We start from the raw sequence: 19,122 nt of genomic DNA on the forward strand, positions 1-19,122 counted from the left end.
GAAAAAGCGCGATGGCAAGCCATCGCGCTTTTGGGATCCGGAAAACCTCGATTAGAAGTCGTAGCGAGCAGCCAGCTGGAAGTCATCCTTGTTGGCGGTCGCTTTGCCGGCAACGCTGTCCAGATTGTTGATGCGGTACTCGCCAATCACCCGCAGGTTCTTGTTGAACTTGTACTGGGCTCCCAGGGTGTAGTAATCCACATTGTCTTTCTTGGTGCCAGCCTTGTCCTGCTCCTGTTTGTTCCACAGCGCCATCAGACCGAAGCCATTCTCGAAGTTGTAGCCCAGCGCGGCTTCCCAACCGGTGTGATCGGTGCCGGTCGCCAGGAAGTCGCTGCCATCGGCATAACTCAGGGCGGCGTAGGCGGCCTTGTTGTCAAACTTGGCGGAGATCAGCCACAGTTTTGCATCTTCTTCACCGCTCTTGTCGCGCAGGCCGACGTTATAGGCGGTACCCAGCGACAGGTTGAAAGGGAAGGTATAGGCCACGGCTGCTCCGTAGGCCGCGTCGCTATCCTTGCTGGTAGTCTCTTCGGTGTCACCACCGTCGAACTTGTAGCTGGTGTCGAGCTGGAAGCCATTGAACAGGCCGGAGTATTTCAGTACGGAACCGGCGCGGTTGGTGGCGAAGGTGTCGGTTTTTGCACCCAGCGCTTCGTTACCGTAGCCGTCGGAGAGGGAGACATCAGTCCAGTCCGCCAGGAAACCCGGGGCACCTTTCTGGCGGCCGAAGGTCACTGTACCCCAGTCAGCGCCCACACCGGCAAAGGCCAGACGGGTGCGCAGGTTGTCGGAGCTCTCGCTGATGGTCTTCTCGCTGTCGTTGATGTACATCTGCACTTCGTACTGGGCCAGCGCCTTCAGACCGCTCTGGATCTGGGTCTCGGCCTTGGCACCGAAGCGGACAAACTGGTTAGCCCCTTGCTTGGCGCTGTAATCCTTGGTGCCATTCGGGTTGGCGGTATCGACGTTTTCTTTCTTGTCGCCGAAGAATTGACCGGCGTAGATGCGGCCATACAGGTCCAGCATGGCGGTATCATTTTTATACACCTCAACGGCTTGCGCCTGGAAGGCGGCTGTCAGACCCAGTGCCACTACAGTCAGCTTTTTCATCTTAATCCCTTGTGTTGCAAGCTTTTGTTTTGAAGACGGGGCCATCCTAGGGAAGATGCATGACAGCGGGGTGACAACTGGATGAAGAGTCGATGGCAATTGGGTTGCAATTGGATGAATTGGCTACATTTATGCACCTGGAAGCTACTTTTGTGCGCAAAGGTTTGCCCTTGTGGTAGAATGCCGCCCGTTTTCGAGCTCCATAGGTTGGATATGCGATGAGACGTGAACTGGCAATCGAGTTTTCCCGAGTGACGGAAGCGGCTGCACTGGCTGGCTACAAGTGGCTCGGACGTGGTGACAAGAATATCGCTGATGGGGCGGCCGTAGCGGCCATGCGCCACATTCTCAACCAGATCGAGATCGATGGTGAGATTGTGATCGGCGAAGGTGAAATTGATGAAGCGCCGATGCTCTATATCGGCGAGAAGGTCGGTACCGGACACGGCGACGCGGTGGATATCGCGGTCGATCCCATCGAGGGTACCCGCATGACCGCCATGGGTCAGGCCAACGCGCTGGCCGTGCTGGCGGTGGGCGACAAGGGTTCTTTCCTGAAAGCGCCCGACATGTACATGGAAAAGCTGATCGTCGGGCCCAAGGCCAAAGGCGCCATCGACCTGGATCAGGCTCTCGAGCTGAACCTGAAGTCCGTGGCCAAGGCGCTGGGCAAGCCGCTCTCCCGTCTGACCGTCATTACCCTGGCCAAGCCACGTCATGACAAGGCAATCAAGGAGATGCAGGGTCTGGGCGTGCGGGTGTTCGCCATTCCTGATGGTGACGTTGCCGCCTCCATCCTCACCTGTCTGCCGGACAGCGAAGTCGACATGCTGTATGGCATCGGCGGCGCACCGGAAGGGGTGATCTCCGCGGCGGTGATCCGTGCGCTGGATGGCGACATGCAGGCCCGTCTGGTGCCGCGTCATCGCGTCAAGGGCGACAGTCCAGAAGTACGTGCGCTGGGCGAGCAGGAAATTGCCCGCTGCGAAGCGCTGGGTATCGATGTGAACAAGGTGCTCAAGCTGGAAGACATGGCGAAGAATGACAACGTCATCTTCTCCGCCACCGGCATCACCAAGGGTGATCTGCTGGATGGCATCACCAGCGATGGCGTGATGGCGACCACCGAGACTCTGTTGATCCGTGGCAAGTCGCGCACCATTCGCCGTATCAAGTCGATCCATTACCTTGAGCGCAAAGACAGCGTGGTACGCGATATCATCCTGTGATGATGGCTCGCTGAACCGGCTGTGTTGTCTGAAGCCCGATCGCCCGTGCGGTCGGGCTTTTTCTTGTGCGCCAGCTACGTTTGTGCCGCCGCTTCGGCTATGGTGGTTCAGACCGTCTCAAAGGAGTGGAGTCTATGGAGTGTCGTAGTGGCTGCGCGGCCTGTTGCATCGCCCCCAGTATCAGCAGTGCCATTCCCGGTATGCCAGATGGCAAACCGGCAGGTGTCCCCTGTATCCAGCTCGATAGCGCCCTTGGCTGCAAGATTTTCGGTCAACCGGAGCGGCCGGCGGTGTGCGGCGGTTTTCGCCCCATGATGGATGTGTGTGGCAGCCATCGCGCCGAGGCCATCTGGCTGATCGGCGAGCTGGAGCGGCTCACCACCTGACGAGGGCAGGGCGAAAAGATAAAAAAAGAGGCCGCATCATGCGGCCTCTCGCGTTTCTTTTCGCCGGGGATCAGATCCCCGCCAGCTCCAGTGCCTGACGATAGTATTCGTTGGCCTTGTTGGTGAGGCGGCGCTTGTCCATCAGCTGGCCGAGGGCGTGATAGGCGGCGGCGCTCGGCGCCCGCTCCACCTCCTGTTCCAGCAGCTTCTGGGCATCGTCCAGCTGACCGGCCAGCAGATAGAGCTGGGCCAGTGCGGTGTCCACTTCCGGTTGCCCCTGCTGCTTTTGCAGCAGCGCCAGCAGCGGCTGGTAGCTGTCGAGTTTCAGCTTGGGCAGGCGAGCCAGCAACTGGGGCATCGGCTGTTTGCGCAGCGCTTCCTGCCACAGGGTGGCGGCCTCGCCATCGGCGCCCAGCTGGCGCAGCAGATCGCCGTAGCAGGCCAGCAGTTCTGGCTCAAGGCGCAGCTTACGCGGCAGATCCTGCCATACCGCCTTGAGGGTCTCGAGGCTGCCTGCAGCCTGTTGCAGGCGACCACACCAGGCCTGTTGCAGCAGATCTTCTTCCTGTTTCGGGGTCAGCTTGCCCACCTTGTGCAGCGCCGGTATCAGGTCGCACAGGGCGCTCCAGTCCTGACGGGCCAGATGCACCTGACGCAGCTGATCCAGCACCATGGGGTGGCGCGGGTTGAGGGCGTAGACCGACTCCAGCATCGCCAGCGCGGTATCGTACTGGCCCTGCTCGATCTGCAGCTGGGTCTGGGTCAGGGTGAGCGCCAGCTCTGCCTTGGGGTTCTCCTCCTGCGCTTTTTGCAGGTATTGATCCCGGCGGGCGTCGTCACCACGGGCCTGTGCCGCCTTGGCGGCGCTCAGGTAGTTGAGCAGCGGGGTGTCGCTGTTGCTGGCCCCCTTGATCATCAGCTTTTCAGCCTGACTGTAGTGCCCTTCGGCCATCGCCAGGGTGGCGGCGATGGTCTGTTGATTGGCCTTGCGGCGGCGGCGCGAGCCGTACCAGCCGAGGGTCTTGCGGCGCAGGCCGAATACCCGTCCCAGCAGCCACTCGACGATCAGCAGGGCGCCGTAGAACAGCACGGCCAGGATCACCGCGCTGGTGACGGAGGATTCGATGGTGTAATTGCCAAGGGCAATCAGCACATAGCCCTTGTTACCGGAGGCTTGCGGGCCAAAGATCAGCCCTGCGACCATCACGGCAACCAGAATGATTATACGGATCATGGTGCCCTCCTCAGCTGCTGGCCAGAATGCGTTGCAGGCGTTCGGTCAGCACCTGCTCCAGCATGGCCTGGGTCTTGAACTGGGCCGGATAGTCGATCTGGATCTGCTCACCCTTTAGCTTGTCGATCTCGCCCTGCATGTAGCGGGTGGCGCTGTTGTCGGTGTCGAAATACTGGGTCAGCCAGCGTTGGGCCTTGTCCAAGCTGTCTTCGTAGAGCGCCTGCTGCTCGCGATAGACGGAGAGCTGGGCCTGCAACAGCTTGGTTTTGAGGTTTTCACGCAGGAAGATCTCCTGCTGCGGCGAGAGCAGCGCCTCGACCGCGCCATCGCGGCGACGGATGGTGACGAAGTTCTCGGTGAACTTGACCCAGTTCTTCTTCAGGTTGCTCTCCCACTCGTCGGGATTGGTGCTGACCGCTTGATCCGGCTCGGCCTTGGCTTCCGGCATGCTGACGGTGGAGAGGGGCAGCAGCTCGATCTGGTCGGACAGGGCAGCCAGCTTGAGGGTCAGCCCCTCGCGGTCGATGCGCGGCATGCCCTTGAGCTTGGCGATATCCTCGGCCAGCGCCTTGCGGATCGGCATCAGGCTGGGGTCGTTGAGGGCGGCGATGCGCTCGTCAGCGTTGCCGAGCAGGGTGATGGCGGAGACGAGGTCATGCTCCAGCCACAGCTTGCGGCCCGCCATTCGTACCAGATACTCGGATTCGGCCAGCATCCAGTCGTTGGGGCGCTTGTCGTTGAGATCCAGTACCCGGTTCTGCAGACCCTGCATCTCCCCCTGCAGCCGCTGCTGGGTTTGAGCCAGCGCGGCCAGCTGCTCGGCATCCTTGCTGCTGGTCTGGTCGATCTTGCTCAGGGCGCTCGCCAGCTGTTGCTTGAGCTGGGCCAGTTCGGCCTGCTGGGCAACGGCATTCTTGTGACCGTGCAGATAGAGACCGCCGGTCAGGCCAAGGGCCAGCAGGATGGCGATCCCTCCCAGTACGGCACCGGAGCGGCTCTTGCTGCCATTGACCGCAGCGGTCGGCTGGGGTTTTACCTGGGATTCTTGTTGTTCTGTCATTCCATCTTCCTCAGTTCCAGTGCGGCCGTCAGGGCCTGGTTGGATGCACCTTGGGCAATCGTGATATGGATAAAGCCCGCGGAGTGGGCCATCTCGGCCACGCGCGGGCTGGGGACCACCAGCAGGCGGTCAAAAAGCCAGGGCCTCTGGTGGTCGGGAACCAGCTCCAGCAGCCGTTGCAGCAGTTCACCACTGGTAATGAGCAGGCTGTCCAGCCCAGCTGCCTGCCAGTGGCGGGTTAATGTCTCCCCATCCAGCTCGGGGTAGTGGCGCTCATAGGCCGCACAATAGTGCACCAGAGCACCGCGTGAGACCAGTGTGCTGGCGATGAGATCCCGCCCGCCATTGCCGCGCAGGATCAGTACCCGTTTGTCTGCTACCTGCTGCAGGGCGGGCAGGGCCAGTAGCCCTTCGCTACGCGGGTCATCCGGGCAACTTGCCGTGATGCCGATGGCTGCAAACGCATCTGCGCTGGCCTGACCCACCGCAAAGTACTCAATATGTGGCCAGGTCTGACCAGTTTGCAACAGAAAATCGTGTGCAAAATGAACGGCATGGATGCTGACGGCGATAACCGCGTCAGCACTGCGCAACAGGTTGGGCAGGAGAGGGAGTTCGCTGCCCGCCACGGTTTCCAGCAGCGGGCAGCAGAGCGGTGCATGGCCGTGCTGGCGCAGCAACTGCACCAGCTCGGCGGCCTGGGCGGCCGGACGCACCACCAGCGGGGTCATGCGCGGTAGACCTCGGCGAGGATCTCGTCGGCACCGGCGGCAAGCAGGCGCTGGGCCAGTTGCTCGCCGAGGGCCTCACCATCGGCCAGCGGGCCGCGGATCTCGTCACGGATTACCTGGCTGCCATCCGGGCTGCCCACCAGACCGCGCAGCCAGATCTGCTCGCCGTCGACCAGTGCGTAGGCACCGATAGGCACCTGACATCCCCCTTGCAGGGCGCGATTCATGGCGCGTTCGGTCAGCACCCGGGCGCGGGTCTCGGCGTGCTCCAGCGGCGCCAGCAGAGCGTGCAGCTCAGTATCGTCGAGGCGGCATTCGATGCCGACGGCGCCTTGACCGTTGGCGGGCAGGCTCTGTTCCGGCTCGATAAAAGCGGTGATGCGATGCGCCATCTCCAGTCGTTTCAGACCGGCGGCGGCGAGGATGATGGCGTCGTACTCACCGGCATCCAGCTTGGCGAGGCGAGTGTTGACGTTGCCGCGCAGGTCGCGGATCACCAGATCCGGGCGGGCGGCGCGCAGCTGGCACTGGCGGCGCAGGCTGGAGGTGCCGACCACGGCCCCTTGCGGCAGTTCGGCAATAGCCTTGAATCGGTTGGAGACGAAGGCGTCGCGGGGATCTTCCCGCTCGCAGATGGTGTGCAGACCAAGTCCCTCGGGGAACTCCACCGGCACATCTTTCATGGAGTGAACGGCGATATCGGCCCGTCCTTCCAGCATGGCGGTCTCCAGCTCCTTGACGAACAATCCCTTGCCACCGACCTTGGCCAGCGGGGTATCGAGGATCTTGTCACCCTGAGTGCTCATGGGCACCAGTTCGACCTGCAACTGTGGGTGCAGGGCTTCGAGCCGGTCTTTGACAAAGTTGGCCTGCCACAGGGCCAGCGGGCTCTTGCGAGTGGCAATTTTCAGGGTTCGGGCTGCCATATCAATCAGTTGTTTCATTTTTAGAAGGAAATCGATATTACCACCCTTTGCCCGGGCTTTCATGGCGGAGCCGGCAAAAGCGGGGCCAAGCTCAAAAATGCATGCTGAAAATGATTTTCATTAAGCAATTTGTGTTGATTAATTCATTGAATGTATTGGAATTTAATGATTTCCCCTGATACTTGATGTGGTCATACCAGAAATAATCTGGTGTTTAGCTGAAGGCTTGTTTACCACCGCTGTTTGCATTGTTAACATGATCACACTTTTTTGACGTATCCCTCTTTTGGTGCGTCATTTTCACTTAGGTGATAGGCAGGGCATTGCAGGAACACATCGATACGCTGGTTGCGCGTTATGACGACATTACCCGTCTCAAGACGCAACGGGCGTTAGGTCTCATGAGTCGCTACGGGCAGCAGGTATTCCAACTGCTGCCCGTCATGCTGCACTTCAATCACCCCCTGCTCCCCGGTTATGTCTCCGGTGATGTTCCTCATGGCATCTGGAGCTTCAGCGCCAGCGCCGAGCAGCAAGCCTTTATCGATGACCTCTGTCGCAACGCCAACTGTCAGAGCGGCCTAGCAACCCATGATCGAGCCATTCAGGGGCTCTACTCCATGGGCAGCACCTCCTCCATCGGCCAGTGCTGTCACTCCGATCTCGATATCTGGGTTTGCCACGTGGCTGGCTTGTCGCAGGAGCGGCTCGCCCTGCTGGAGCAGAAGTGCCGGTTGCTCTCCAAGTGGGCGGAGCAGCGCGGGGTCGACCTCAACTTCTTCCTGATCCCCGAAGACAAGTTCCGCCAGACCAACGATGCCGAGATGCAGGGAGAGAGCTGTGGCAGCGCCCAGCACCTGCTGCTGCTTGACGAGTTCTACCGCAGCGCCATGCGCATCGCCGGTAAGCGACTCATCTGGTATCTGGTTCCTGTCGAGTGTGATGATCACTACGACGACTATGTGAACGGGTTGTTCGAGAGTGGCAAGCTCAGGCAGGATGACTGGCTCGATCTCGGCAGTTTTGACCGGATTCCGGCGGAGGAGTATTTCGGCTCTGCCCTGTGGCAGCTCTACAAGGGGATCGATTCCCCCTATAAGGCGGTGCTCAAGTCGGTGCTGATGGAGGCTTATTCCCACGAGTACCCCAACACCCGGTTGCTATCGATGATCAGCCGCGACTGGTTTCAGCACAACGAGGGGATGCACTACCGGCTCGACAACTATTGTCTGATGCTGGACAAGGTGACCAATTACCTCAAGTCCATCGGCGACATGGCGCGACTCGATCTGGTGCGCCGCTGCTTCTACCTCAAGGTGTGCGATGGCCTCAGTCATCCCAAGGATGATCACTCTCCCGAGTGGCGCCGCGAGCAGATGAGCCAACTGGTCTCCTACTGGGGTTGGAGCCAGGATAAACTGTACCACCTCGATCATCGCCACGAGTGGAAGGTCGAGGAGGTGAAGATCGCCCATGCCGAGTTGCTGGAGGCCCTGATGCAGAGCTACCGCAACCTGATCCAGTTCGCCCGTCGCAACAACATCAGCGAGTCGATCAACCCGGAAGATATCGGCATCCTGTCGCGTAAACTATACGCCGCGTTCGAGAGCCTGCCGGGCAAGGTGCAGCGGGTGAACCTCAAGATCGCGCCGGATCTGAGCGAGCCCGACCTTAGCTTCGTGCAGGTGCCCCACGGTCGCCTCAACCGCGCCGGCTGGTATCTCTACAAACATTCGCTGGAGCCGGTGGACATCATTGGTCGCGCGCCGCTCGAGTTCAACGGCTACATCAGCAAGCTGGTCTCCTGGGCCTACTTCAACGATCTGCTGACCCCCCAGTCGCGGGTGCACCTGTTCAATCAGGGCTCGGATCTGCACATCGACAATCTGCACCAGTTCTGCCGCGATCTCTCCGGCTGCTTCCCCGAGAAGTACCCGCTGGCCACCAACCTGGCCCTCAGTCGGCCGTGCGAGATCCGTCAGCTCTCCATCTTCCTCAATCTGGAGATGGACCCGACCAGTCACTGGGTCGGTCAGGTGATCGAATTTGACGCCAACACCGTGGATGTCTTCTCGTTTGGTCGCAATCAGGAGTGTCTGGTCGGCTCGGTGGATCTGGTCTATCGCAACTCCTGGAGCGAGATCCGTACCCTGCACTTCCAAGGGGATGAAGCCGTGGTCGATGCCCTCACCACCATCCTCGGCAAGATGCATCAGGATGCTGCCGCCCCCGAGATGATCGAGGTGTTCTGCTACAGCCAGCACTTCCGCTCTCTGGTGCGCTCCCGCTTCCAGACGCTGGTGGCGGAGTGTATCGACCTGCGCCTTGCCCGCGACAAGCAACAGCTGGTCAAGACCATGGCCCTTGGCCGCGAGAAGTACGGCATCTTCTTCGAGCGGCGCGGGGTGTCGGTGAAGAAGCTGGAAAACGCCATCGATTTTTACCGTCACATCTCCCACAACAAGCTGGATCACCTGCCGCTGCGGCTCGACAAGACCCACAGCCAGCATCTGCCGAGCATCGTCGATGCCTACGCCAGCGAAGGCTTGGTGCAGTTCTTCTTCGATACCCGTGATGCGGGCACCAACATCTATATCCTCGATGAGGCAAACCGGGTGGAGATCTACCAGCACTTCGCCGGCAACAAGGATGAGCTGGTGGCGGGGGTCAACCGCTTCTATACCTCCAATCACGAGCGGTTCAGTGATGACGGCCAGTTCATCAACTTCAACCTGCCCCAGTACTACGAGATAGTACAGGTGAATGGCGAGCTGGATGTGATCCCCTATCGCAGTCAGGGCACTCTGCGCGAACAGGTGCCGCCCACTCGGGAAGTGGGCTGACCCGTCAGTTGGAATCGCCATAAAAAACGGCCTGCAGATGCAGGCCGTTTGCTTTGCCGGAAGGGCTCACGCGCCGAGGCGGGCCAGCAGCCAGCTGCGAGTGTCGCCGAGCTGCGGACGGCAGATCTCGTGACGCATCGGGTACTCGTGCCACTCGGGGGCGAGTCCGGCGCTTTCCAGCCGGTTCTTGGCATCCCAACCGAGCGACAGGCTCACCACATCGTCATAGATGCCGTGCATGTAGCAGATGGGCAGGGTGCGAGCGGCCTCGCTCATCTCGCCGAGCAATTTGTCGGGAGCTGCCAGATAGGTGGACATGCAGAGCAGGCCCGCCAGCGTTGCCTGATAGCGCAGCGCGGTGAAGGAGGCAATTACCCCGCCCTGTGAGAAACCTGCCAGCACGATATGCTCGGGGGCAAACCCGTCGGCCACCAGCTGATCGAGCAATGCGGCAATCTGGTCGGCTGATTCACGGACATGGGACTCCACGGCCCGCTCGGCGGGATCCTCGAAGCTCCTGATGTCGTACCAGCCGCGCATCTTGTAGCCCATGTTGATGGTGATGGGGCGCTCCGGCGCATCCGGCAACAGGTGACGCACCGACAAGTCGGCGGGCAGATCCAGCGCGTCCACCAGTGGGGCGAGACCGGCGCCGGAATCACCCAGCCCGTGTAGCCAGATCACCGCATGACGGGCGCCCTGCGGGTGCAGGTCAATCATGGGAACACCACCTCTTCGCCCGCCTGGGCGGTGCAGGATTGGCTCAGCAGCGCCTTGAGCTCGTGGCCGAAGCGGTTGTCGATCCAGGTGTCACCCTGCAGTTCGAAGTGGAAGCCGTTCTCGCGGGTGGCGACCCAAATCTGGTGCAGTGGCTCCTGCTTGTTGATGATGACCTTGGTCTTGTTCTCGAAAGAGAGGGTCAATACGCCGCCGTTGCGTTCGCAGTCGATATCCGGATACCCCTCGTCGAGCGTGTCTTCCACATATTGGAAAAAGGCGTCTGTCAGGGCGTGATACTCGTGATCCTTCATCGGTTTATCCTGTTGCTTTTAACAATGTGAGTGCGATTATAGAGGGCCAAAAATTTTTTCGCAGCGAACCATTATGATCACTCAGTTCACCAAGTGTCTGCTTGCCACTTTTCTGTCCCTCGGGCTGGCCGCGTGCGGTCTGAAGGGGCCGCTCTATATGCCGCCCCCCGAGCAGCCACAGAGCCAGAGTACACCGCAAGCAGCACCGCCTGCGACCACTGAGGCTGCCACCGAGGCCGCGCCGCACTAATGCCGCACCCATTCTAGGAAGGAACCGCCCCCTTGGATCACTTTAACTACGACGCCGACGGCCAGCTTCAGGCCGAGCAAACCTCGCTGCAACAGCTTGCCGAGCAGTACGGTACCCCGCTTTACGTCTACTCCCGTGCGACCCTCGAGCGCCACTGGCACGCCTTCGACAAGGCCGCTGGCGATATTCCCCATCTGATCTGCTATGCGGTGAAGGCCAACTCCAATCTGGCGCTGCTCAACCTGCTGGCCCGTCTGGGCTCGGGGTTTGACATCGTCTCCGGTGGCGAGCTGTCGCGGGTACTGGCGGCGGGTGGTGATCCGGCCAAGGTGGTTTTCTCCGGGGTCGCCAAGAGCGAAGCGGAGATGCGCCTTGCGCTGGATAAAGAGATCCTCTGCTTCAATCTGGAGTCGGAAGCCGAGCTGGAGCGCCTCAATCGGGTGGCGGGCAGCATGGGCAAGAAGGCTCGCGTCTCGGTGCGGGTCAATCCGGATATCGATGCCGGTACTCACCCCTATATTTCCACTGGCCTCAAACAGAACAAGTTCGGCATCCCCATCGAGCTGGCGCCAGCCATCTATCGCAAGGCGGCCGCGATGGCGAACATCGAGATCGTCGGGGTCGATTGCCATATCGGCTCGCAACTCACTGAATTAAATCCCTTTATGGAAGCGGCTGACAAGTTGCTGCGGCTGATCGACGGTCTGGCGGCGGAAGGGATTCATATCCACCATCTGGACGTGGGCGGCGGTCTGGGGGTCAACTACGGTTCCGAGCAGCCACCCCATCCGACCGAGTATGCCGAAGCGCTGAAGCAGAAGCTGGCGGGCCGGGATCTGACCCTGCTGTTCGAGCCGGGCCGCGCCATCGTCGCCAATGCCGGCGTGCTGCTGACCCGGGTCGAGTACCTGAAGCCGGGCGAGACCCGCAACTTCGCGCTGATCGATGCCGGCATGAACGACATGCTGCGCCCTTCGCTCTACGGCGCCTGGATGAACATCATCGAGGTGGATAGCCGTGCCGGCCATGCTCCCGCGCTCTATGACGTGGTGGGCCCGGTGTGCGAGACCGGCGACTTCCTCGGCAAGGAGCGCACCCTGGCCATTGCCGAGGGCTCCCTGCTGGCGGTGCGTTCGGCCGGAGCCTACGGCTTTACCATGTCATCCAACTACAACACCCGTCCGCGCGCAGCCGAAGTGCTGGTGGATGGTGCCAAGGCGCACCTGATCCGCGAGCGTGAGCAGTTGGCCGATCTCTGGCGCGGTGAGCACCTGCTGCCCTGATGGCGCAGGCTGGGACAATGATTTCATAACGGTTGACGGTGAGTTTTTACAGCCCTAACAGCACAGGAATGCACGATGTGGATAGATTATTCCAGGGTGCATGGGGCTTTGGACAACGACTTCATGGCGCTTGGCGACCCTTGGTTCGGTGAGTTTTTACAGCCCTAACAGCACAGGAATGCACGATGTTGATAGATTTTTCCAAGATGCATGGCTTGGGCAACGACTTCATGGTGGTGGATGGCGTCACCCAGAAGGTATTTTTCAGCAATGACGTCATCAAGAAGCTGGCAGATCGCCACTTCGGGATCGGCTTTGACCAGCTGCTGCTGGTGGAGCCGCCCTATGACCCTGAACTCGACTTTCACTATCGCATTTTCAATGCCGATGGCAGCGAGGTGGAGCAGTGCGGCAACGGCGCCCGCTGTTTTGCCCGTTTCGTGCGTCTCAAGGGGCTGATCAACCGGGATCGCATCGCGGTCAGTACCGCCCGGGGTCGCATCGTGTTGCAGCTGGAGGGGGAGAACCAGGTCACGGTCAACATGGGTGTGCCCCAGTTTGAGCCGGGCAAGATCCCGTTCCGGGCCCAGAAGGCAGAGAAAACCTATCTGCTGCGGGCGCAGGAGCATACCGTGATGTGTGGCGTGGTCTCCATGGGCAATCCCCACTGCGTCATCGAGGTGCCTTCGGTCGCCGATGCACCGGTCGAGACGCTCGGTGCCATTATGGAGCGCCACGAGCGTTTTCCCGAGCGGGTCAACGTTGGATTCATGGAGATGGTCAATGCCACCGAGATCAAGCTGCGTGTATTCGAGCGGGGCTGTGGCGAGACCCTGGCCTGCGGCACCGGTGCCTGTGCGGCGGCGGTGATTGGCATCAGTCAGGGCAAGCTCAAGGAGCGGGTCACCGTCAGCCTGCCGGGCGGCAAGCTGACCATCGCCTGGAAGGGGCCGGGCCAGCCGGTCTATATGACAGGTCCCGCCGAGCATGTGTTTGACGGCCAGATAGAGGTTTAGCCGATAAAGGTTCAGGTACGGGGGGCGCTGGCCCCCTTTGCCCATGATGTCGGGGCAGCAAGCCCCATTTCTCTGATGGATCAACCAATTTATGAGCGAACTCAAACGGCAGGAGCAATCGGTGGATGAAGCCACTGTGCTGGAGTACCTGGCCCGTTATCCCGAGTTTTTCCAACGCCATGCCGCCGTGCTGGACCGGATCCGCATTCCCCATGAACGCAAAGGGTCGGTCTCGCTGGTCGAGCGCCAGCTGGAGCGTCAGCGCGAGCGGATCGAACAGCTGGAGCAGGAGATCACCGAATTGATGGGGATCGCCAGCGAGAACGAGCGGATCTTCCGGGTCTATGCCGATCTCTACGGCGAGCTGTACGGTTGCCAGACCCTGTTCGAGGTGAGTGCCGTGATGGGCAAGGCCTTTGTCCAGCGGCTGCGCCTGACCGGGCTGCGGCTCTGGCTCAATCCCAAGAAGTTTACCCTGAGCGGGCCCGAGCAGCGCTTTCTGGCGCAGGGCAAGCAGCTCGAATCCCTGCTGGGTCAACGTCTGCCGGGGCAGGATTACTACTTTGGCCGCCTGAGCCAGAGCGAGAAGCAGGCGCTGTTTGGCCACGATGTGCTGGTCAACTCGGTGGCCCTGATGCGGCTCGGCGATCTCGGCGTGCTGGCCTTCGCCAGCTCGGATCCCGGCCACTTTACTCCCCACAACGACACCCTGCTACTGGGCCAACTGGGGCGCCTGCTGCAACTGCGTCTGCCCGAGTTGACTCATGGCTAGAACACCGGCCAGGGCGCCTGCCAAAGCACCCGTCATCGCACCGCCACTGCCCGCGGCACTGGCGGAAGAGCTGGCGGCCTTTATCGAATACCTGAGGGTCGAGCGTCAGCTCAGCCCTCATACCCGCAATAACTATCAAGCCCATCTGGAGGCGATGACCGCCGAGCTGGTGGCCCTCGGGCTCACTGATTGGGGTCGGCTCGAGGCGAGTCAGGTGCGCACTCTGGTGACCCGGATGCACAAGGCGGGCCTTGCTCCTCGTTCCCTTTCCACCAAGGTCTCGGCCCTGCGCAGCTTTTGCGACTGGCAGGTGCGACAGGGGCGGCTGACCGCCAATCCGGCCCGTGGCATCGTCACCCCCAAACAGGGGCGGCCGCTGCCGAAAAACCTCGATGTGGACGAGATGCACCAGCTGCTCAACATCACCGACGAGCAGGATCCGCTGGCGGTGCGGGATCGCGCCATCATGGAGCTGATGTACTCCTCAGGGCTGCGTCTGGCCGAGCTGGTGGGGATCAATCTGGTGGATCTGAAGCTCGACGACCGCCAGCTCAAGGTGACCGGCAAGGGCTCGCGGGAGCGGGTGCTGCCCATCGGCCGGATGGCGGTCGAGTGGCTGCAGAAGTGGCTCAAGGTGCGCCCGCTGCTGGCCGGGGACGAGAGCGAGGCACTGTTTGTCTCCAGTCGCAAGCAGCGGCTGTCGGCCCGCTCGGTGCAGGCCCGCCTCGATGGCTGGGGCAACAAGCAGGCGCTCAACGCCCACGTCCATCCCCACAAGCTGCGCCACAGCTTCGCCACCCATATGCTGGAGTCCTCCGGCGATCTGCGGGCGGTACAGAAGCTGCTGGGACATGCCGACCTCTCTACCACCCAGATCTATACCCACCTCGACTTCCAGCATCTGGCCAAGGTTTACGACAGCGCCCACCCCAGGGCCAAGCGTGACCCGGATGCGCAGGACGATGAATAACGGGCCCTGAGCCCCGTTGCAGAGGAGAGTCCATGCACTTCTATCGCCGCTGGCAGCCGGTTGCTGCCATCTCGTTTGACCTCGATGACACCCTCTATGACAACGGCCCCGCCATCGTGCGGGCCGAGCAGTGGATGCTGAACCATCTGCGCAGCGAATATCTGGCGACAGCCATGCTCGACAAGCCACGCTGGCTGGAGCTAAAACGCGCTGTGTTGCTGGCCAACCCCGGGCTGCGCCACGATGTCAGCCTGGCGCGCCAGCAGACCATCCGCGCCGCCATGGTCGAGGGGGGGATGGCCGACCAGCAGGCCAGTCGCGAGGCGGAGCAGGTCTTTGCTGCGTTTCTGGCAGAGCGCTCGAAGATCGATGTGAGCGAGTCCACTCATCAGCTGCTGGCCAGATTGGCCGAACGCTACCCGCTGGTGGTCATCACCAACGGTAATCTGGATCTGGTTCAGGCCGGGCTGGATCGCTACTTCACGCTGGTCTGCAAGGCGGGGGCGGGCGCCAGAATGAAACCGGCGCCGGATATGTTTGAGCAGACCCGCAGTGCCCTCAAGCTGCCTGCGGAGCGGATCCTCCATGTGGGGGATCATCCCGAGACCGATGTGCTGGGGGCCCGTTTGCACGGCTTTCGCGCCGCCTGGCTCAACGAACGGCAGCAACCGTGGCAACAGCTGCAACTGTTGCCGGACGTGGAGCTGACGGCTCTGGAGGATCTGGCTGAGCTGCTGCTCTGATGGCGCTGGCGGGTGGCCCGGCTCAGGCGGTAATGGCTGTCATCGAATAGCGATATATGGCAAGGGGTTACGCCCGCTATTTGCGACAAACCAGCCCGAGCAGGGTGTAGCGGTCGCGCTGGTTGACGCGGCAGTAACTGATGCCGACGGGCAGCGCCTGCTGCAGGGTGATGGCGCTGTTCTGATAGCGGCAGACCAGATAGAGTGGGCGCAGGCTGCCATCGAGCTGGCTCCAGTAGTGGATCTCGTCGCTGTCGCCATTATCCGGTTTGAGCTGAACCCGCTCATCGGGATTTCCGTCAAACAGGGAGAGACGATCCAGCCGATGGGTGAGGCGCTCGCCAGGTTTGCCGTTGTCGTTGCGGGTCACGGCCTGCCAGCCCTGCTGCGGGGTCAGCAGCTGCTGGCGAGCCTCGATGGTGGCAGGACAATCAAATTGCAGGCTGGCGGCAAGGGCCAGGGTTGTCAGTAACATGGCTGCTGTTCTCTCTTCACGTCCTCAACAAGATGCCATGCTACGTCATCTGCCCCCGAACAGCTTCATCAGTTTATCAAGCAGATCAAGCTGTTGTGGTGGCCGTTTCATTGACTCTGCCTCTCGTTCCAGCAGTGCCTGTTGCTCCTGCTGACGGTCGCTCAGCACCCGGTAGAGGGGCTCGACCAGCGCCTCGCGCTGCATCACCAGCTCCTGAAACATTGCCTGATTGATGCGATAGGTTTCGACGGTGGCCACCGCCCGCACGGTGAAGGTACTGGGTTCGCCGGTGAGCAGGCTCAGTTCCCCGAAGAAGTCACCTGCGCCGAGAGTGCCCAGTTTCAACTCTTTCCCTTCCAGATTAATCAGCATCTCGGCTTCACCTTTGACCAGTACGAACAGCCAGCTGGAGACCTCTCCCTGCTCCAGCATGATGTCACCGCTGACAAAGGGGGCAAACTTCACCTGGTCCGCCAGTCTGATCAGCTCATCCTCCTGCAACATGGCAAACAGCGGCAGCTTGCGCAGGGTCGCGGTGCGTTCGACCGTGTGGCGTTTGTGGCGGGCATCCAGGTGCTGCTTCTCCTTGGCCATAAAGACATTGAAGATCGGCGGGGTGAGGCGGCGATCGTTGCGACGCAGGGCGGCATCGATCAGGCTGCGTACCATGGAGTCGGTCGGATCGTCGCGAGCCAGATCGGTCAGCCAGTAGCGCACCGCATAACGGGCAATCCCCCCCTCGACATTCATCAGCAGGCAATCCGGTTGCGGATGCTTGGCGACGCAGGGGAGCTTGGTCTCCCGCAGGGATTTCTCGATCAGGGCGATGATCTGGGTCGGCAGGGTATCCAGGGTCAGATCGAACCAGACCCAGCGTCGCCACTGCAGCGGCTCGCCACGGCGACGCCCGAGCACGGTGAAGCGCTGTTTGAGCAGATGACTGTTGGGGATGACCACAGTTTCCCAGTTGCGGGTCTCGATGGTGGTAGCACGCCAGTTGATCTCCACTACCCGGCCCTGGGTGGTGTCCACTTGCAGCCAGTCCCCGATGGCGATGGAGTTGTCGAGCTGAATGGAGACCCCGGCCAGCAGATTGCCCAGGGTGTCCTGCATGGCGAAGGCGATGACCGCGGTGATCACCGCCGAGGTGGTGACTATCTCCCCGAGCGCCATGCCGGAGGCGTAGAGGCGAAACAGACCCCAGCCGATATAGCCGATGGTGATGACGATATCGGCGATGATCCGCGGGATGCGGATCTGGCAGAGGGGCAGAAGAAATTCGAACAGCAGTATCCCCCACACTTTTACCAATATCAGGCCCGCCAGCAGGGTGGAGATCTCGATCAGCAATTGATGGGGCAGCGGCAGTTTGAACCAGCCCCCTTCCAGCTGGATCAGCAGGATCACTACTGCGCTAATCATCACGAAACTGAGCTCGGAGAGCAGCTCCCGTCGCTGTCCCGGACGGCGCCAGAAGTGGATCAGCATCAGGGAGAGGGTGAGCTGGGTCCAGAACGGGTGTTCGCCAATCCAGATCAGCGTCGGTAGCGCGGTGAGGTTTTCGCCAGCCATAGCAGCACCTTATTGTGGTTTTATTTCCAGCATAGCTGCTGCGGCGCGGGGAAATGGTGCGTTGGGGCGGCAATTTATTTATCCTGTGCAGAACCGGGCAAAGGAGTGCGATTGAGTGAAATTTTCAAAGAAAATCATCTGTTTGATGGCCCTGTTGCCATTGGCGGGCTGCGACCTGCTGGCCGAGAAGTATCGGGTCGAATTCCGGGATGGCTCCTGGCGTGAAATAGCCATTACCCCCTTCTCCAGCGAGGCGCGCTGGCGCGAGGGGTGTGCCACCGGCGAGGTGCTGAGTGATATGAAGGTGCCCATCAAGCGGGGCGACACGGTCAATGGCCGCGAGCAGTTGCTGATCGGTGGCGAGAAGTTCGAGCTGGATGACAACAACCTCTACCGCAGCAACGGCATGGTGTTTGGCCATTCGCCTGATCATATCCAGCGCGGGCTCAAGGGGATGGATATCTGCCGTACCCTGCGCCCCGAGCGGGGTGGGCTGCCCAAGCTCAAGGCGCGCGGGTTTGGCGACTGAATCGATGAGGGGTTAACTCGCTGCCATCAATGCACTGCGTTGGCGGCAGGCATCGCCAAAGGCTTGAAAGATCTTGATGGAGTGGGGGTTTTCATTGGCTTTCCACTCCGGATGCCACTGTACTGCCAGCAAAAAGGGTGACAGTGCGGGAGCATGAAGTGCCTCGATCAGCCCATCTTCTGCGTGGGCCAACGGCTCCAGACCATTCCCCAACCGGTTGATGCCCTGCCCATGCAGGGAGTTGACTGGAATCTGTTCTTCCCCCATCAGCTCGGCAAACCAGTTGCCCGGCAGCAGTTTGATCTGATGACTCGGCCCATACTGCTCGTCGACCGGATCGTCGGCATCCTCTCGGTGATCGTCATAACCCGGCTCGTTATAGACCTTCTGATGGATGTCTCCCCCCAGCGCCACGTTGATCTCCTGCATGCCGCGGCAGATACCGAGGATCGGCAAGCCACGGGCGAGCGCCCCCTTGATGAGGGGCAGATCGAACAGGTCGCGATCCCTGTCTTGCTGTTTTTCTGGCGTGAGGTTCTCCTGGCCGTAGAGGGCCGGGTCGATGTTGGAGCCGGCGCCGCTCAGATAGATGCCGTCAGCCAGATCCAGATACTGCTCCAGATCGGCGGTGCCGCAGCAGGTGGGTACCAGCAGCGGGACGCAGCCGCTTATCTCCACCAGCGGCATGATGTATTTGTGGGTCATCACCTGATAGGCGTGGCCGTTGCGGGGCTGGGCGCCCATGGTCATCAGCACGACAGGTTTACGGGTGGCGGGAGGCTGGGGATTTGGCATAGGGCACCTTGATTATCCTTGGCGTTGAAGTCTCATCCTGCGCCTTGGGCAGGCCCTTGCAAACCGGCAGGGCAAGGGCATGCCTCAAGGCATGGTCATGGGATCCCGCGTCGGGCCGGGTGGCAGAATCGTTGGTCAGCCTGGGCAGCGACAGCCTGGATCCT

The 19,122-nt window shown here is 61.1% G+C and carries 20 protein-coding genes; 10 read left to right on the forward strand and 10 right to left on the reverse strand.

The genetic code is table 11. From position 1 onward, the window contains the following. Positions 1 to 51: 51 nt before the first annotated feature. Complete coding sequence (locus G5221_RS08405; RefSeq protein WP_421263090.1) at positions 52 to 1,113, reverse strand: porin; 1,062 nt, start codon at positions 1,111 to 1,113, stop codon at positions 52 to 54. Positions 1,114 to 1,331: 218 nt separating this feature from the next. Here G5221_RS08405 and glpX point away from each other — a divergent pair, with 218 nt between their 5' ends. Beyond that, complete coding sequence (gene glpX / locus G5221_RS08410; protein WP_005336386.1) at positions 1,332 to 2,342, forward strand: class II fructose-bisphosphatase; 1,011 nt, start codon at positions 1,332 to 1,334, stop codon at positions 2,340 to 2,342. Between the two features lie 134 nt (positions 2,343 to 2,476). Continuing rightward, complete coding sequence (locus G5221_RS08415; RefSeq protein ID WP_005336384.1) at positions 2,477 to 2,728, forward strand: YkgJ family cysteine cluster protein; 252 nt, start codon at positions 2,477 to 2,479, stop codon at positions 2,726 to 2,728. A 70-nt stretch (positions 2,729 to 2,798) separates the two neighbouring features. Here G5221_RS08415 and G5221_RS08420 read toward each other — a convergent pair whose 3' ends face one another. From G5221_RS08420 to hemC, 4 genes are read right to left on the reverse strand one after another with little or no spacing between them, the layout of a single operon-like run. Then, positions 2,799 to 3,962 carry a heme biosynthesis HemY N-terminal domain-containing protein gene (locus G5221_RS08420; RefSeq protein WP_421263091.1) on the reverse strand — a complete coding sequence of 388 codons (1,164 nt, stop codon included), beginning with the start codon at positions 3,960 to 3,962 and terminating at the stop codon, positions 2,799 to 2,801. Positions 3,963 to 3,972: 10 nt separating this feature from the next. Further along, entirely contained in the window at positions 3,973 to 5,022 is a 1,050-nt protein-coding gene (locus G5221_RS08425; RefSeq protein ID WP_421263092.1) for a uroporphyrinogen-III C-methyltransferase, read from the reverse strand. After that, entirely contained in the window at positions 5,019 to 5,753 is a 735-nt protein-coding gene (locus tag G5221_RS08430; protein WP_421263093.1) for a uroporphyrinogen-III synthase, read from the reverse strand. Before G5221_RS08430 ends, G5221_RS08425 begins: the two co-directional genes overlap by 4 nt. After that, complete coding sequence (hemC, locus tag G5221_RS08435) at positions 5,750 to 6,679, reverse strand: hydroxymethylbilane synthase (protein WP_139478429.1); 930 nt, start codon at positions 6,677 to 6,679, stop codon at positions 5,750 to 5,752. Before hemC ends, G5221_RS08430 begins: the two co-directional genes overlap by 4 nt. A 323-nt stretch (positions 6,680 to 7,002) precedes the next feature. Between hemC and G5221_RS08440 the strand changes: the two genes are divergently transcribed. Further along, positions 7,003 to 9,522 (forward strand): class I adenylate cyclase, encoded by a 2,520-nt coding sequence (locus tag G5221_RS08440; protein WP_421263094.1) that lies wholly within the window; start codon positions 7,003 to 7,005, stop codon positions 9,520 to 9,522. A gap of 66 nt (positions 9,523 to 9,588) precedes the next feature. Here the strand turns inward: G5221_RS08440 and G5221_RS08445 are convergent, their stop codons facing one another. Further along, a complete protein-coding gene (locus G5221_RS08445) occupies positions 9,589 to 10,242 on the reverse strand; it encodes an alpha/beta hydrolase (protein WP_421263095.1) in 654 nt (217 codons plus the stop codon). Then, the gene (cyaY, locus tag G5221_RS08450) at positions 10,239 to 10,553 is read right to left on the reverse strand and encodes an iron donor protein CyaY (protein ID WP_069554181.1); all 315 of its coding nucleotides are present in this window, start codon (positions 10,551 to 10,553) and stop codon (positions 10,239 to 10,241) included. The genes G5221_RS08445 and cyaY overlap by 4 nt, the downstream gene beginning before the upstream one ends. A 73-nt stretch (positions 10,554 to 10,626) precedes the next feature. Between cyaY and lptM the strand changes: the two genes are divergently transcribed. The 6 genes from lptM to G5221_RS08480 all read left to right on the forward strand — a co-directional run bounded on the left by lptM (position 10,627) and on the right by G5221_RS08480 (position 15,587). Beyond that, positions 10,627 to 10,803, forward strand: a complete 177-nt coding sequence (gene lptM / locus G5221_RS08455; RefSeq protein ID WP_323915137.1) for an LPS translocon maturation chaperone LptM — start codon at positions 10,627 to 10,629, stop codon at positions 10,801 to 10,803. Positions 10,804 to 10,835: 32 nt separating this feature from the next. Further along, on the forward strand, positions 10,836 to 12,086 hold the full coding sequence (gene lysA, locus G5221_RS08460) for a diaminopimelate decarboxylase (protein WP_139460894.1): 1,251 nt from the start codon (positions 10,836 to 10,838) through the stop codon (positions 12,084 to 12,086). Between the two features lie 185 nt (positions 12,087 to 12,271). Further along, on the forward strand, positions 12,272 to 13,102 hold the full coding sequence (gene dapF / locus G5221_RS08465) for a diaminopimelate epimerase (protein ID WP_005336371.1): 831 nt from the start codon (positions 12,272 to 12,274) through the stop codon (positions 13,100 to 13,102). A gap of 91 nt (positions 13,103 to 13,193) precedes the next feature. Further along, complete coding sequence (locus G5221_RS08470; RefSeq protein WP_043821859.1) at positions 13,194 to 13,874, forward strand: DUF484 family protein; 681 nt, start codon at positions 13,194 to 13,196, stop codon at positions 13,872 to 13,874. Then, complete coding sequence (xerC, locus tag G5221_RS08475) at positions 13,867 to 14,844, forward strand: tyrosine recombinase XerC (protein ID WP_421263096.1); 978 nt, start codon at positions 13,867 to 13,869, stop codon at positions 14,842 to 14,844. The genes G5221_RS08470 and xerC overlap by 8 nt, the downstream gene beginning before the upstream one ends. A gap of 32 nt (positions 14,845 to 14,876) precedes the next feature. Beyond that, positions 14,877 to 15,587, forward strand: a complete 711-nt coding sequence (locus G5221_RS08480; RefSeq protein WP_421263097.1) for an HAD-IA family hydrolase — start codon at positions 14,877 to 14,879, stop codon at positions 15,585 to 15,587. Between the two features lie 76 nt (positions 15,588 to 15,663). Here the strand turns inward: G5221_RS08480 and G5221_RS08485 are convergent, their stop codons facing one another. Next, the gene (locus G5221_RS08485) at positions 15,664 to 16,062 is read right to left on the reverse strand and encodes an STY0301 family protein (RefSeq protein WP_421263098.1); all 399 of its coding nucleotides are present in this window, start codon (positions 16,060 to 16,062) and stop codon (positions 15,664 to 15,666) included. 45 nt (positions 16,063 to 16,107) lie between these two features. After that, positions 16,108 to 17,634 (reverse strand): mechanosensitive ion channel domain-containing protein, encoded by a 1,527-nt coding sequence (locus G5221_RS08490; RefSeq protein WP_421263099.1) that lies wholly within the window; start codon positions 17,632 to 17,634, stop codon positions 16,108 to 16,110. A 145-nt stretch (positions 17,635 to 17,779) separates the two neighbouring features. On the opposite strand from G5221_RS08490, the gene G5221_RS08495 reads away from it, so the two are divergent. Then, positions 17,780 to 18,163: a hypothetical protein gene (locus G5221_RS08495; RefSeq protein WP_040069030.1), complete on the forward strand. Its 384-nt coding sequence runs from the start codon at positions 17,780 to 17,782 to the stop codon at positions 18,161 to 18,163. A gap of 12 nt (positions 18,164 to 18,175) precedes the next feature. On the opposite strand, the gene G5221_RS08500 is transcribed toward G5221_RS08495, so the two are convergent. Continuing rightward, on the reverse strand, positions 18,176 to 18,958 hold the full coding sequence (locus G5221_RS08500; protein WP_421263100.1) for a gamma-glutamyl-gamma-aminobutyrate hydrolase family protein: 783 nt from the start codon (positions 18,956 to 18,958) through the stop codon (positions 18,176 to 18,178). Positions 18,959 to 19,122: the final 164 nt, after the last annotated feature.

This window comes from Aeromonas sp. 602200 (assembly GCF_049173895.1).
Classification (GTDB): domain Bacteria; phylum Pseudomonadota; class Gammaproteobacteria; order Enterobacterales; family Aeromonadaceae; genus Aeromonas; species Aeromonas veronii_A.